This is a genomic window from Roseixanthobacter glucoisosaccharinicivorans (assembly GCF_043195095.2).
Classification (GTDB): domain Bacteria; phylum Pseudomonadota; class Alphaproteobacteria; order Rhizobiales; family Xanthobacteraceae; genus NCEH01.
This window is the reverse complement of sequence record NZ_CM195538.1, coordinates 206746-220605: the sequence shown is the minus strand read 5'-3', so window position 1 is coordinate 220605 and position 13860 is coordinate 206746. Positions and strand designations below refer to the sequence as shown.

Genomic DNA, 13860 nt, shown 5'->3' with positions numbered 1-13860 from the left:
CCCGGCGCCGGGACTCCCGGCGCCCCCTTTCCGCAAAATCCCGTGCTTGACGCTGGCGGGTCCGCGCGCGAAGGGTTGCCTCCCCTCCATTGTGCCGGCCGCCCCTGCCGATGTCCGATCCTTCCGAGCCTTCCTTTCCCGTCGTCCAGGGCATCGCGCCGATTCCCGCGCGGATCGCACGACCGGTTCTCGCCATCGGCAATTTCGACGGCGTGCATCGTGGCCATCGCGCGGTGATCGCGGCGGCGCTGCATATGGCGCAAGGGCTCGGCCGGCCGGCGGCCGCGCTGACATTCGAGCCGCACCCGCGCAGCTTCTTCCAGCCCGACGCGAACCTGTTCCGCCTCACCCCCGGCCAGCAGAAGCTGGATTGCCTCGCGCGCACCGGGCTTTCCGGCGCCATCGTGCTGCCGTTCGACGCGGCGCTGGCGCGGGTGACGGCGGAGGATTTCGTCGACGAAATCCTGGTGCGGCGGTTCGGCGTGTCGGGCGTGGTGGTGGGCTTCGATTTCCATTTCGGCCGCGCCCGCGCCGGCTCGCCCGCCTTTTTGCGCGAGGCCGGCGCGCGCCACGGCTTTCCGGTGGAGGTGGTGGAGCCGGCCCTGGACGAGGGCGACCCCATTTCCTCCAGCGCCATCCGCAACGCGCTGGCCGCCGGGCAGGTGGGCCATGCGGGCCATATGCTGGGCCGGCCCTGGAGCGTGCGCGCCACCGTCATCCACGGCGACAAGCGCGGCCGCGACCTCGGTTTTCCCACCGCCAATCTCGCCATGCCGGAAGGCACGCAGCTCGCCTTCGGCATCTATGCGGTGCGCGCGCGCTTCGACGGGCAAGTGGTGGACGGGGTGGCGAGCTATGGCCGGCGCCCCACGTTCGACAATGGCCGGCCGCTGCTGGAAGTGCACCTGTTCGACTTTTCCGGCGATCTCTACGGCCGCGAACTGGATGTAGCGTTCCACGGCTATCTGCGGCCGGAACTGAAGTTCGACGATATCGACGCGCTGATCGTCCAGATGAACAAGGACAGCGCCGCCGCCCGCCTCGTGCTCGCCCGCCCGCAGGTCTGGCCGGTGTGAGGGGAAACCGGCCGGGCGCGCCCCCGGCCGGCGGCACGATCAATCCACGGTCGCGCCGTAGAGCAAATTCTTGAACAGCATGCGGGTGGCGACGCGCGGGGTTGGCGCGGCGGACATGAACACGCCGATGATTTCTTCCTTCGGGTCGATGGTGAAGGAGGTGCCGCCAGCGCCCGCCCACATGGCATCGCCCACCGAGCCGGGCGCCACCGCGAAGCCTTCATAGCGGCGAATCGCAAAGCCCAGCCCGAAGCCGTAGCCCGGCCCGGTGCTCGCCGCCGTGGAGCCGCCGAGCCCGATCAGATGGTCGGACAGCATGAAGTCCACGGTCTTGGGCGAGAGGATGCGCACGCCCTCCAGCACCCCGCCGTTCAGCATCATTTGGGAGAAGCGGAAATAATCCTCCGCCGTGGTGACGGTGCCGGCCCCGCCGAGCCGGTAGCGCTTGCCGGGGTCCTGGTCCACCCGCACCCATTTCCAGCCCGCCTCCTTCTGCGGGTCGGTATCGAGCGCGTCGGCGAGGCGGGGCGCCTGGGCGGGCGTGAGCTGGAACGAGGTGTCCTTCATCTTCAGCGGCTTGAACAGGTTCTCGTCGAGGAACACGTCGAGCCGTTTGCCGCTCACGCGCTCCACCACCACGCCGAGCACGTCCACGGAGAGGCCGTATTCGAACCGCGTGCCCGGCTCATAGGCGAGCGGGATCTTGGCGAGGCCGCTCACGAAGGCTTCCGGGGAGAGGTCCGAATTGCGGCTCTCGATGTCGGCCTTCTCATAAGCCTCCTTCACCTCCGGGAACGGCGCGCTGCCGGAATAGGTGAGGCCCGAGGTGTGGCGCAGCAGGTCCTGGATGGTGATGGGGTTCTTCGCCGCCACCACCTCGCGCACGCTCTTGCCGCTCTCGTCCTTCTTCTCGGCGATGACATTCATCGCCTTCATCTCGGGAATATATTGCCCCACGGGGTCGCGCAGGCTCAGCTGGCCGCGCTCCACCAGCATCATCGCCGCCACCGAGACGAACGGCTTGGTCATGGAGAAGGCGCGGAACACCGCATCCTTGGTCATGGGCTTGGTCTTGGCGGCGTCGAGGAAGCCGTGCGCCTCGAAATGCACGATCTTGCCGTCATGGGCGATCAAAGTGACCGCGCCGGGGAAGGTGCCCTTTTCGATCTCCCGCTGCATGGCCACGGGGATGCGCTTCAGCGCCTCCTGGGAAAAGCTGAGGTCGTCGGCCTGGGCCGCCGGCGCGTGGAACAGGCTGAGCGCGAGCAATGCCGGCGCAAGGGGACGCATGATGCTCCCTGCCATGGATGGTTTCTCCCGATGGTTTTAATCGTTTCAGATCGAAGGCGGAATTGGCGTTCCTGAACCCTCGGTCCGGCCACGGCGGCGCTTGGGGCGTCCGATGCTCCGCGACGCGGCGCAGAATGCCGTTACGGAAAGGGTGTGTCGATAGGAGCCGGCGATGCTTAGGCGGTTCTTAACCGAGTTTCGGCATTCTCGCCGTGACCCCCATCGTGCGAGACGATACCCCGAACCGTGCCCGCTCCCTCCGCTCCCCAGGATCGCCGCTCCCCCTTCATCCGCCTCGCCGAGCTGCTGGCTGGCACGGAGCCCGGCCGCGCGCCCCTGAGCGCGGCGGTGGGCGAGCCGCAGCATACCATGCCGGATTTCGTCGGCCCGGTGCTGTCCGGCGCCCTGCCCGGCTTCGGCCGCTATCCGCGCGCGGAAGGCACCCCGGCGTTCCGCGCCGCCGCCGCCCAATGGCTAGGCAGGCGCTATGATCTCGCCCGCCCGGTGGATGCGGACCGCGAAGTGCTGGTGTTGAACGGCTCGCGCGAGGGCCTCGTCTCCGCTGCCATCGTCGCGCGGCGCCTCACCGGGGATCGCGGCGGGCGGCCGGTGATGCTGCTGCCCAATCCCTTCTATGCCGCCTATGCGGCGGGCGCCGAGGCCGCCGGCTGCGAGGCCATTCCCTTGCCCACCACCCGCGAAAGCGGCTGGCTGCCGGATCTCGACGCCCTCGACGCCGACCTGATGGCGCGCGCGGTGGCGGTGTTCATCGCCTCGCCCGCCAATCCGCAGGGCGCCATCGCCTCGCGCGCCTATCTGGAGCGGCTGCTCGCCATCACCCGCGCCCACGGCACCTATCTGTTTTCCGACGAATGCTATTCGGAAATCTATCTCGGCGCGGAAAAGCCGACCGGCATCCTGGAAGTGTGCGGCACCGATTTCTCCGGCGTGGTCGCGTTCAACTCGCTCTCCAAGCGCTCGTCCCTGCCGGGCCTGCGCTGCGGCTTCTGCGCCGGGGATGCGGATTTCCAGAAGGCGTTCCTCGCGTTTCGCTGGGTCGCCGCCCCCCAGGTGCCCGAGCCGCTCCAGGCGGTGGGCATCGCCGCCTATGGAGACGAGGCCCATGTGGAAGCCTCCCGCGCGCTCTATGTGCAGAAATTCGACCTCGCCGACCGGATGCTCGGCGACCGCTTCGGCTATGAGCGGCCCGGCGGCGGCTTCTTCCTGTGGCTCGACGCCTCGGCGGCGGGCGGCGGAGAAGCCGCGACGCTGCGGCTGTGGAAAGAACAAGGCCTTCGCGTCGTGCCGGGCGGCTATCTCGCCCGCCCCGACGCGAGGGGCGTCAATGCTGGCGATCCCTATCTGCGGGTCGCCTTGGTGCAGGATCTCGCCACGTGCGAGGAGGTGCTGTCGCGCCTGCTCGCCGGGCTAGGGTAAGGGAGCTTCCGCGCATGGCACAGGCTCGCCGTCGTCCCGCCCCCGCCATGGCCCTGCGCCATGGGCTCGGCATGGATCTCATTCCCGAAAGCGTGCGCGGCGCGGTGCGCCGGCGCTCCAGCCAGATCTGCGGCGCGGCGCTGCTGTCGGCCAGCCTGTTCGCGCTCGTCTCCATGGTGACCTGGAGCGCGAGCGACCCGAGCCTCTCCAATGCCAGCGGCGCCGAGGTGAAGAATTTGCTCGGCCGCCCCGGCGCCATCGTCGCCGACCTGCTGATGCAGGGCCTCGGGCTCGCCAGCCTGTTCCTGCTGCTGCCGCTCGCCTATTGGGGCTGGCGGCTGCTGACCTACCGCCCGCTGCGGGGCGAGCAATTGCGCGCCGGTGCGCTCACCCTCGGCGTGCTCGGGATGAGCGCCCTACTCAGCGCCCTGCCCACGTTCGGCGCCTGGCCGGTGCCGACCGGCCTTGGTGGGGTGATCGGTGATCTGTTTCCGCGCCTGGTCTCGGTGTTTCACGGCGGCTGGTCCGGTGGTCTCGACGCGGTCCTGGTGGGCGGCGTGGGGGCGGTCGGCGGCTTCGCCGGGCTCGCGTTCGCCTGCCGGGGCGGCGCGCCGAAGCGCCGGGCCGTCGAGGCCGAGGAGGCCGACGAGGCGGACGAGGATTTCGACGATACCGACCACCGGCTGATCTCGCTGGGCGCGCTCACCCATACCTTCCTCTCCGCCAAGGCGCGCCTGTTCGCGCGCCGCCGCGGCCGCGCGACGGGCCTCAAGCCCACCGGGGGCAAATCGGCGCCGGTCCGCGCGGCGGCCATCGGCGCCTTCGCCCGCGAGGTGTTTGCCTCCGAGCGGCGCGCGGTCGACGACCAGGGCCGCGTGGAACCGCGCCTCACCGCCGGCCCCGCCCATGAGGCGCCCCCCCTCGGTGGCGTGCGCCGCGCCGATGCGCGCGACGAAGAGACGGACATGGATGTCGCCGAACCCGCGCCGCGCGCGGCGGCGAGCGGACGCGCCGCCGCGGCCCGGGCCCGCCAAAGCGCGCGCGAAGGCCGGGCGGAGGGGCGGCGCCCCCATGCCTATCGCCTGCCCGACCTGCAATTGCTGGGCGCCCCGCCCCCGTCCAAGGGGCCGACCATGAGCGAGGAGGCCCTGGCGGATACCGCCAAGCTGCTGGAAGGCACGCTGGATGATTTCGGCGTGCGCGGCGAAATCGGCCAGGTGCGGCCGGGTCCCGTCGTGACGCTCTATGAGCTGGAGCCAGCGCCGGGCATCAAGTCCTCCCGCGTGATCGGGCTTGCCGACGACATCGCCCGCTCCATGAGCGCGATTTCCGCCCGCGTCGCCGTGGTGCCGGGGCGCAACGCGATCGGCATCGAGCTGCCCAACGCCAAGCGCGAGAAGGTGCTGCTGCGCGAGCTTCTCTCCACCAAGGATTTCGGCGACAGCGGGCAGAAGCTCGCGATCGCGCTGGGCAAGACCATCGGCGGCGAGCCGGTGATCGTCGATCTCGCCCGCATGCCGCATCTGCTGGTGGCGGGAACCACCGGCTCCGGCAAGTCGGTGGCCATCAACACCATGATCCTCTCGCTGCTCTACCGGCTGAAGCCGGAACAGTGCCGGCTGATCATGGTCGATCCCAAGATGCTGGAACTCTCCGTCTATGACGGCATCCCCCATCTGCTCGCCCCGGTGGTGACCGACCCGAAGAAGGCGGTGATCGCGCTCAAATGGGCGGTGCGCGAGATGGAGGACCGCTACAAGAAGATGTCCAAGCTCGGCGTGCGCAACATCGACGGCTTCAACGCCCGCGTCGCCGAGGCCGAGAAGAAGGGCGAGAGCCTCGCCCGCACGGTACAGACCGGCTTCGACCATGAGACCGGCGAAGCCATCTACGAGCGCGAGGAGATGGAGCTGGGGCCGCTGCCCTACATCGTTGTGATCGTCGACGAGATGGCGGACCTGATGCTGACCGCCGGCAAGGAGATCGAGGGCGCGATCCAGCGCCTCGCCCAGATGGCCCGCGCCGCCGGCATCCATCTGGTGATGGCCACCCAGCGCCCCTCGGTGGATGTCATCACCGGCACCATCAAGGCGAATTTCCCGACCCGGATCTCGTTCCAGGTCACCAGCAAGATCGACAGCCGCACGATCCTCGGCGAGATGGGCGCCGAGCAGCTGCTCGGCCAGGGCGACATGCTCTACATGGCCGGCGGCGGCCGCATCAGCCGCGTGCACGGCCCGTTCGTCTCCGACGACGAGGTCGAGCGCGTGGTGAAGCACCTCAAGGCCCAGGCCGCGCCCGATTATCTCGAAGCTGTGACCGCCGACCTCGCCGAGGATGGGGCGGATGGCGAGGACGGCGCGGTGTTCGACAAGGGGTCGTTCGGGGAAGAGGGGCAGGACCTCTATTCCCAGGCGGTCGCGGTGGTGCTCCGCGACAAGAAATGCTCCACCTCCTATATCCAGCGCCGGCTTCAGATCGGCTATAACAGGGCGGCGTCCCTGGTGGAGCGCATGGAGAAGGAAGGCGTGGTCGGCACACCCAACCACGCCGGCAAGCGCGAAATCCTGCTCTCCGACGAGGCCGCCGAATAGCGGTGGCCGGATTTTGGGTTGCCGCCGGGCCACAGGTTCGCCATAGGCAAGATTTAAGGGGGAGTGTGACCGTGAAGATTCGTCCACACGCCCCGCGCGCCCATCGAGACCCCCTGATGCCCCATCGCCGGCCTTCGCCTTTCGCCTTCCTCCTCGCCCTCGGCGTCGCGGCCCTCGCCGGCGTTGGGCAGAGCGGCGGCGCGGCCGCGCAAGGCGTGCTGCTGCCACCCGGCGAAGTGCTGCGGCCCGGCGGCACGGTGCCGGGCACGGCCTCCCAGCCCAGCCCCTCGCAGATTTTCGCGCCCCAGGTGGCGGTGCCCAAGCCGAGCGCGCCCGCCGCGCCCCAGAGCCTCGCACCGCAAGCGGCGCCGCAGGCTTCCGCCGCGCCGGTCAACGTGCCGCTGCCGCAGCAGCGCCCGGCAAGCGCCAATGCCGCCCCCGGTGCGCCGCTTCAGCTCGCCCCCAACCAGAGCGCCCGCGCCAATGGCCCGCGCGCCCCCCAGGGGCCGGTTGCCGCGCCCTCCCAGACCAATCTCGACAGCGCCGATCCCGCCACCGCCGACAAGATCAGCGCCTATTGGAATTCGGTGCAGACCCTCACCGGCACGTTCGTGCAGGTGGACCCCGACGGCACGCGCAAGACCGGCGATTTCTACATGCAGAAGCCCGGCCGCGTGCGCTTCGAATATGACGCGCCGGTGCCCATCGAGCTGATCGCCAACGGCCAGTCGGTGGCGGTGCGCGACCGCAAGCTGAACACGCAGGACATCACCCCGCTGTCGCAGACGCCGCTGCGCTTCCTGCTCTCCGAGCGCACGGACCTTGCCCGTGACCCGCATGTGAAGGGGGTCTACCAGGACGACCTCTACATCAGCGTGGTGATGGAAGAGACCATCCCCATGATCGGCACCTATCGCCTGCTGATCCTGTTCGACGCCAAGAACTACAGCCTCAAGCAATGGATCGTCACCGATCCGCAGGGCTATGACACCTCGGTCGCGCTCTATAAGCTCGACTACACCCGCCGGCCCGACCCCAAGCTGTTCGTGATCAATTTCGAACGCATGCTGCAATAAGGCGCCGGCGGCAGGCGTTCCCCCTGCCCTTGCGCCCTTGCCAGCGCATGCGCCGAGGGTCTAGGTCTCGCGCTCCCGCCGACAGAGCGTCGAGTCCTCCGTGTCCCTCACCGTCTGCACCTGGAACATCAATTCCATCCGCATCCGCCTCGACCTCGTGAAGGCCATGGTGGAGCGCCTGAATCCCGACGTCCTGTGCTTGCAGGAAACCAAGTGCCAGGACGACAAGTTTCCGCTGGCGGCGGTGCGGGACCTGGGCTTTCCCCATATCGCGCTCAACGGGCAGAAGGGCTGGCACGGGGTTGCGACCCTTTCGCGCCGGCCGTTCGAGGCCATCGAGCGGCAGGAATTCTGCGCCAAGGGCGATGCCCGCCACATCGCGGTGACGCTCGGCGCCTCGGCCGGGCTGTCCGCGCCGGTAACCGTGCATAATTTCTACGTGCCGGCGGGCGGGGATATTCCCGACCCGGAGCTGAACGAGAAATTCGCCCACAAGCTCGCGTTTCTCGACGAGCTCACCGCCTGGGAGCGCCTGCCCCAGCAGGTGAATGCGCGCGATGGCCACGCGGTGCTGGTGGGTGACCTCAACATCGCGCCGCTGGAAACCGACGTGTGGGGCCACAAGCAATTGCTCGGCGTGGTGAGCCATACCCCGGTTGAGGTGGACCGGCTCAACGCGCTTCAGGCCTCCGGACCCTGGGTGGACGTGATGCGCCGCTTCGTGCCGCCGCAGGAGAAGCTGTTCACCTGGTGGAGCTATCGCTCGCCCGACTGGACGGTGAACGATCGCGGCCGGAGGCTCGATCATGTGTGGACCAGCCCCGGCCTTGCCCCGCACGCCAGCGCCATGACCGTGCTGCGCGAGGCACGAAGCTGGGAGCGCCCCTCCGATCACGTGCCGGTGGCGGTGACGTTCGACATCTAGGAGAGGCCGCCTTTCCCGGCGCGACGCCGTTGCGGCGGGGCATCGTCATGCACGGGCCTGTCCCATGCACGCACGCGGCACCGCTGGCGCAGGCGTTTCAAGACGCGCGCGGGCCGGCCGGCGGGATGGGCAGGACACGCCCTGTCAGGACAATGGCAAAGAAAGACAATCGCGCGCACCTGCCGTCAGGTCTCCGGCGATGCATCACGCCGCGGAACGTCGGTCCGTCCGCGTTTAGACGGAGTGACCGATCAGGCTGTTTCAACCTGATCGGTTCCGGCCTTCCCCCTCAGAACTGCAATGAGAACTGCGCGGTGAAGGCGTTCTGCGCGGCATTGGTGGCAAGCTGGCCGGTATAGTTCACCGACAGCGCCGCCACGTTGGAGATCTGGTAGGAGAGCCCGGCGCCAAGCATCAGCGCATCCTGCGCGATCGGGACGCCCGACACCTGGAACGGCGATGCCCCGCCCTGGAACAGCATGGTCGAGGTCGGGTCCGTGTCGCCGAACGCATGCTGCCAACCGAGGGTCGCGTTCGGGGTCAGGGTGTGCCCCATCACCTGGATCGAGGTCGCGGCCCGCACGCCGAGCGTGGTGTAGAAGGTATCGAACGCGGCGACGTTTCCGCGCAGGCCTGCCAGGCCCCCGCTCTCGCTGAAGGAGCCCCCGCCGCTCGCCACATAGGCGCCGGCCACGAACGGCTCGAACGCATAGGCGCCCATGGCGACCTCATAGCCGAGTTCGCCGAACACCTGGGTGGTGCCCACGGTGTAGCCGGAGCTGAGCCCCTGGTACATGCCGGGGAAGGCCACGGTGCGATCCACCGAAACATCATGCCACGTGTAGGAGAGCCCGCCGCGCACGGCCACGGCCCCGAACTGGGCGGCGCCGTAAAGGCCGAGGTCGTAATTGTCCATGGAGCCGGAGGACGACCGCGAATCCACGTCGAACTGCGACTGGCTGAAGCCGCCGAAGATGCCGGCGCGCGCATTGGAGGCCACCGCCACGTCGGCACCGATGAGGAAGCCGCCGATGGAGTTGGAGATGCTCGCGGCATTGCCGTCGGAGAAAGTGTTGCCCCATCCGCCATAGCCCTGGGCCCACAGCGTGGGCGTGAGGCTGGCGGAAAGCTGGGCGGTCGCCGGTCCCGCGGCCTTGGTGGCATAAGCCAGAGGCTCGACGCCCGGCGCCATCACCGACTGGCGCAGCCGGCCGGTGACCGCATCGCGCAGATAGACCGATTGCTGCTGGATCACGCTCTGCGTCGAGGAATAAATCTCGCCGGACAATGCGTTGAGGGCCGAAGGCACGGCGCCGGCCGACAATTGAAGCACCGCGTCGAACACCATGTTGCCCAAGCCGAGCGACTGGGCGGCATTGGCGGTGTTGAACTGGTTCGGGGTGGCGGCGAAGCTCGCGAAGGTGACGTCGTTGCGCGCCAGCGTCAGATACACATTGTTGGTGTCGTAGCTCAGGAGCGGCGTCAGGAAGGCGTAGTTTGAATTCACGGTGGCGAACTGGCCATTCACGCCGCTGAGCGCGGTGAGGATGGTGTAAGTCGCCAGCGGCGTCGCATAGCCGCTCTGCGCCACCACCTGCACCGTACCGCCGGTGAGCGTTGCGGTGCCGCTCGCGATGATCAGGTCATGCGCGGTCGCGGTGACATCGACCACATAGGTGGAGCCGGCGGCGAAGGCGACGTTGCCGTTGACCGCCAGCGTGCCGGGGGAATAGCCGGGAGAGACCGTGCCGCCCGACTGCACCGTGAGGCCGCCGATGGTGCCCGTGCCGCCGATAGTGCCGCCATCGCCCACGAGGAAGGGCGAGGCGGAGACCGCGCCGGGCGCCAGGATGAAGTCGGAGCCCTGCACCGAAATGGAGCCGTTGAACCCGCCTGCTCCGGTGAAGTTCACCGTGCCGCCGATGATCGTCACGGAGCCGGAGCCGGAGATGGACCCTGGGAAATCGTAGGTGCCGGACCGGTTGAAGACCAGGGCGGCATTATTGATGATATCGCCGAGGATCGAGCCCGCCGTGCCGCCATCGCCGATCTGGAGCGTGCCCTGGTTGATGAGGGTGCCGCCGGTATAGGTATTCTCGCCCGTCAGGATCAGCGTGCCGGTGCCGTTCTTGATGAGGGCGCCCGCGCCGGAGATCACATTGGAATAGGTGACTTGGTCGGCGCGGTTGAAGGCCACGGCAGCGCCGCCTGCCACCACGATGTCATTGGCAATGGTGCCGGTGGTGCCGCCATTGCCGATCTGCAGCATGCCGCCATTGACGGCGAACGGGCCCGTGAGGCTGCCGCCGCTGCCCACCAGGCTCCAGGTGCCGGTGCCCGACTTGACGAGGGTGGAGAAGCCCTGGAAGGCGCCGGTGTCGCTGACGCTGGCGAGATCGAGCGTGCCGGAGGCGCTGCCGTTCAGCTCCAGCGTGTTGCCGGTGCTGGCGTTGACCACCTTGCCGACCAGCGTGGCGGTGTCGGCGAGTATCAGGCGGTTGCTGCCCGAGCCGAAGCTGATCGCGGTTCCGGACGGCGAACCGGCGGAGATCGTACCGCTCGTGGTGACCGTCGCGTTCCCGTTGCCGGTCTGAACCGCGATCGCGCCGGTGGTCGAAAGGCTCCCGCTATTCACAAGTATATTGGTCGTGGCGTCCATCAGCACCGCGAGGTCGCTGGCATTGACCGTGCCGGTATTGGTCACCCGGGCCGTGCCGGCGATGGTGGACACCGTCGCCTCGGTGACGCCGGTCCCGGCGCCGCTATTGACCACGATGCCCTGGACGCCGGTGATGATGCCGTCATTGATGACGGTCGCGTCGCCCGTGGGGGTCTCGGCCCGAATGCCGGCATCCCGGTTCGACGTCACATTGCCGGTGGCGGTATTGGTGATGCTGACATCGCCCGAGGTGTAGGCCGCGGCGCGCAGGCCGTTCATCCCCTGAATCGGGATGAGCGCGGAATGCGCGGCGTCGAGCGTCGGATCGCCGGTGGCGATCACCGTGCCGCTGTTGACCACGGTCGAGGAACCGATCTCCGACATGGCGAAGACCGCATTGTCGTTGCCGGAGGTCACGCTGCCGGAGGTTTGGATCAGCGAATCGCCGTTCGCCGACCAAGCGACCAGGCCTTGTTGCAGCGTCGAGTTGACCGTGCCGTCGTTGGTGATTTTGGCCAGGCCGAAATAGTCGATCACGCGGATGGCCGCGCCGAGCGAGATGACGTTGCCGGCTGCGGTGTTGGTGACCGAGACGGTCTCCCTGACACCGTCGGTCGGACCACGATAATTGCCGTCCGCATAGATGCCGCGGCCGTTGAGCGAGGTGACCGAGCCGCTGTTGGTGATCGTCACGGCTCCCAGGTTGGTCGTGCCATCGAGCGCGGCCGCCGGGGGATAGGTCGTGGAGGTCCAGGAGCTGGACAGCGTGCCGGCATTGTTGATGGTAACGGATCCGCCGTAATCGTTGCGCACCCACACCGCGCCGAAGCCGTCATGCGAGGTGACGCTGACGCCGGCATCCACCGTGACATTGGCATTGACGGTGACGGGGATGACCTGCGCCATCGAATCCGTCCCGAACTGCATGATCAACCCGCTGTAGGTCGGATTGTTGATCACCGTGTTCCCGGTGAGCAGCACGGTCTGATCATAGGTGCCGGTCGTCACCGGCGAGGCATAGGCCACACCGACCGTGGTCAGGTCGGTAACGGTGAGCGAGCCGGTGCCGGGCACCATGGAGACCGAGGCGAAGGTCGAGTTGCACACGGTCACGGTCGTCGTGCCGGTCGTGGTGCAGGGGGAATCGGCAAGCGCCGGCGTCGGCAGGCTGAGCGAGCTGGCGAGCGCGAGGCCGCCCACGATCAAAACCGAGCCCAGGGCCGAGGACCCAAGCAATCCGCTCCTCACCGTCCGCCCGCATTCTCGCCGGCTAAATACAACTTCCGCGCGCATCCGACGACGAGGCGCACACACCCCGTTCGCGATCTTTCCCAGCACCATCCCCGAACTCCCCGCGGCCCGTCGCCGGGCTTGGTTTTTTTTGTCAGGGCCACACCGTCACGTGCTGCCCTCGCGCCAGAGAGCCAGTCTCCGAATTGTCATATGACGAAATTTTGTCGGCCGGAGTCAACAATGATTAACCTTTGCAAATCATTGCCCTCGGCCTGCCTCGGTTGGTCCGGCCGGAACTGCGTTTAATTTCACGATCGGCGTGGGGAAAATGCGCGCGCCAAGGGACGCTGGGGAAGGAGGTGCGCCGGTGCGGCGCTTCGAATCGGGCGATTTTCGCGGTGCGCGCGGGGACGCGCGGCGACACGCCGAGCTCGAGCACAACCAGAAAGGTCGGACGTCGCACCTCCGGCCTGCTGCGGCGCGAGAGCCGCGACGCCCGCACCGAAGCGGTCCACCGGTGGCAGAAAATGAGGGACAAAAGGCGGAAGCGGCGCAAGCCAGGCGCGCGGCACGGCGACTGCCGGCTGCGGGCCGGCGCCCGCGGCTCGACCCGAAGGCCTCGACCCGACCAGGGATGGATGAGGAGAAGGCCGCGCCGCGCGGCGCCGCTCAATGGTCCGAGAGCACCACGTCGTCGGACCAGTCGCCCGGCACTTCCTTGACGATCGCCTGGCCGCAGATCACCCGCGCCTTCACCGGATCGAAGGTCAGCGTCGGCGCGCCGTGCAATTGCCAGCCCTTGTTGAGCGCCGCGCTCACGCGCTTGCAGAAGGAGACATCGTCGGGGCCGGTGAGATAGCGATAGAGCTTCATGGGAGCATCCGGTTCAGGGCGTGTTGAGCCGCCGGCCCACCTTTTCCGCCACCTCTTCGCGGCGGCGCTGGAACGCGGCGGTGCGGGCGCGCACCTCCTCGACCAGGTGGGGGTCCTCTTCGCGCATGGGCGGGAAGGGCGGCTGGGGATCATATTCGATGGCGAGGCGGATGCGCCGCGCTTCTTCCTCGCCGGCGATCTCCTGGGCGAGCCGCAAGGCGAAATCGAGGCCAGAGGTGACGCCCGCCCCGGTGATGCGATTGCGGTCGATCACCACTCGCTCGGCCACCGGAATGGCGCCCAGCAGCGCCAATTGATCCAGCGAAAGCCAATGGCACGTGGCGCGATAGCCGCGCAGCAGCCCGGCGGCGGCGAGCACCAGCGAGCCGGTGCACACCGAGGTGATGTAGCGCGCGCCCTTGGCCTGGGCATAGAGGAAGTCGAGCACATCCTCATCCTCCATCAGCTCCAGCTGGCCCGGGCCGCCGGGCACGAACAGCACGTCGGCGGGCGCCGCCTTGGAGAATTTGACCGTGGGCACGATGGAGAGGCCGGCGGCGTCGACCACCGGCTTGGTCTTCTTCCAGGCGATCTGCACCTTTGCGTCCGGCAGGCGGGCGAACACCTCGAACGGCGCGGTGAGATCGAGCTGGGTCATGCCGGGATAGGCCAGCATGGTGAGGGTGAGGGCCATGGC

At 68.3% G+C, this 13860-nt stretch carries 9 protein-coding genes; 5 read left to right on the top strand and 4 right to left on the bottom strand.

The annotated features are described in order from the left end of the window. Positions 1-110: 110 nt before the first annotated feature. The gene (locus V5F78_RS00925; RefSeq protein WP_394068612.1) at positions 111-1076 is read left to right on the top strand and encodes a bifunctional riboflavin kinase/FAD synthetase; all 966 of its coding nucleotides are present in this window, start codon (positions 111-113) and stop codon (positions 1074-1076) included. Between the two features lie 39 nt (positions 1077-1115). On the opposite strand, the gene V5F78_RS00920 is transcribed toward V5F78_RS00925, so the two are convergent. Continuing rightward, on the bottom strand, positions 1116-2381 hold the full coding sequence (locus V5F78_RS00920) for a serine hydrolase domain-containing protein (protein WP_394068610.1): 1266 nt from the start codon (positions 2379-2381) through the stop codon (positions 1116-1118). Positions 2382-2612: 231 nt separating this feature from the next. On the opposite strand from V5F78_RS00920, the gene V5F78_RS00915 reads away from it, so the two are divergent. The 4 genes from V5F78_RS00915 (at position 2613) to V5F78_RS00900 (ending at position 8398) form a co-directional block, all read left to right on the top strand. Next, complete coding sequence (locus tag V5F78_RS00915) at positions 2613-3803, top strand: aminotransferase class I/II-fold pyridoxal phosphate-dependent enzyme (protein ID WP_394068608.1); 1191 nt, start codon at positions 2613-2615, stop codon at positions 3801-3803. 14 nt (positions 3804-3817) lie between these two features. Then, positions 3818-6397 carry a DNA translocase FtsK gene (locus V5F78_RS00910; protein ID WP_394068606.1) on the top strand — a complete coding sequence of 860 codons (2580 nt, stop codon included), beginning with the start codon at positions 3818-3820 and terminating at the stop codon, positions 6395-6397. 71 nt (positions 6398-6468) lie between these two features. Then, a complete protein-coding gene (locus V5F78_RS00905) occupies positions 6469-7473 on the top strand; it encodes an outer-membrane lipoprotein carrier protein LolA (protein WP_394068604.1) in 1005 nt (334 codons plus the stop codon). 100 nt (positions 7474-7573) lie between these two features. Continuing rightward, positions 7574-8398 carry an exodeoxyribonuclease III gene (locus V5F78_RS00900; protein ID WP_394068602.1) on the top strand — a complete coding sequence of 275 codons (825 nt, stop codon included), beginning with the start codon at positions 7574-7576 and terminating at the stop codon, positions 8396-8398. A 289-nt stretch (positions 8399-8687) separates the two neighbouring features. On the opposite strand, the gene V5F78_RS00895 is transcribed toward V5F78_RS00900, so the two are convergent. The 3 genes from V5F78_RS00895 to V5F78_RS00885 all read right to left on the bottom strand — a co-directional run bounded on the left by V5F78_RS00895 (position 8688) and on the right by V5F78_RS00885 (position 13857). Then, positions 8688-12293 (bottom strand): autotransporter domain-containing protein, encoded by a 3606-nt coding sequence (locus V5F78_RS00895; protein WP_394068600.1) that lies wholly within the window; start codon positions 12291-12293, stop codon positions 8688-8690. Between the two features lie 666 nt (positions 12294-12959). Next, complete coding sequence (locus V5F78_RS00890; protein ID WP_394068598.1) at positions 12960-13163, bottom strand: DUF1737 domain-containing protein; 204 nt, start codon at positions 13161-13163, stop codon at positions 12960-12962. Between the two features lie 13 nt (positions 13164-13176). Then, complete coding sequence (locus tag V5F78_RS00885) at positions 13177-13857, bottom strand: DJ-1/PfpI family protein (RefSeq protein ID WP_394068596.1); 681 nt, start codon at positions 13855-13857, stop codon at positions 13177-13179. Positions 13858-13860: the final 3 nt, after the last annotated feature.

Coding starts and splice junctions, on each gene's coding strand:
- V5F78_RS00885 (WP_394068596.1), bottom strand. CDS start 13,857: ATGGCCCTCACCCTCACCATGCTGGCCTATCCCGGCATGACCCAGCTC.
- V5F78_RS00890 (WP_394068598.1), bottom strand. CDS start 13,163: ATGAAGCTCTATCGCTATCTCACCGGCCCCGACGATGTCTCCTTCTGC.
- V5F78_RS00910 (WP_394068606.1), top strand. CDS start 3,818: ATGGCACAGGCTCGCCGTCGTCCCGCCCCCGCCATGGCCCTGCGCCAT.
- V5F78_RS00925 (WP_394068612.1), top strand. CDS start 111: ATGTCCGATCCTTCCGAGCCTTCCTTTCCCGTCGTCCAGGGCATCGCG.
- V5F78_RS00920 (WP_394068610.1), bottom strand. CDS start 2,381: ATGGCAGGGAGCATCATGCGTCCCCTTGCGCCGGCATTGCTCGCGCTC.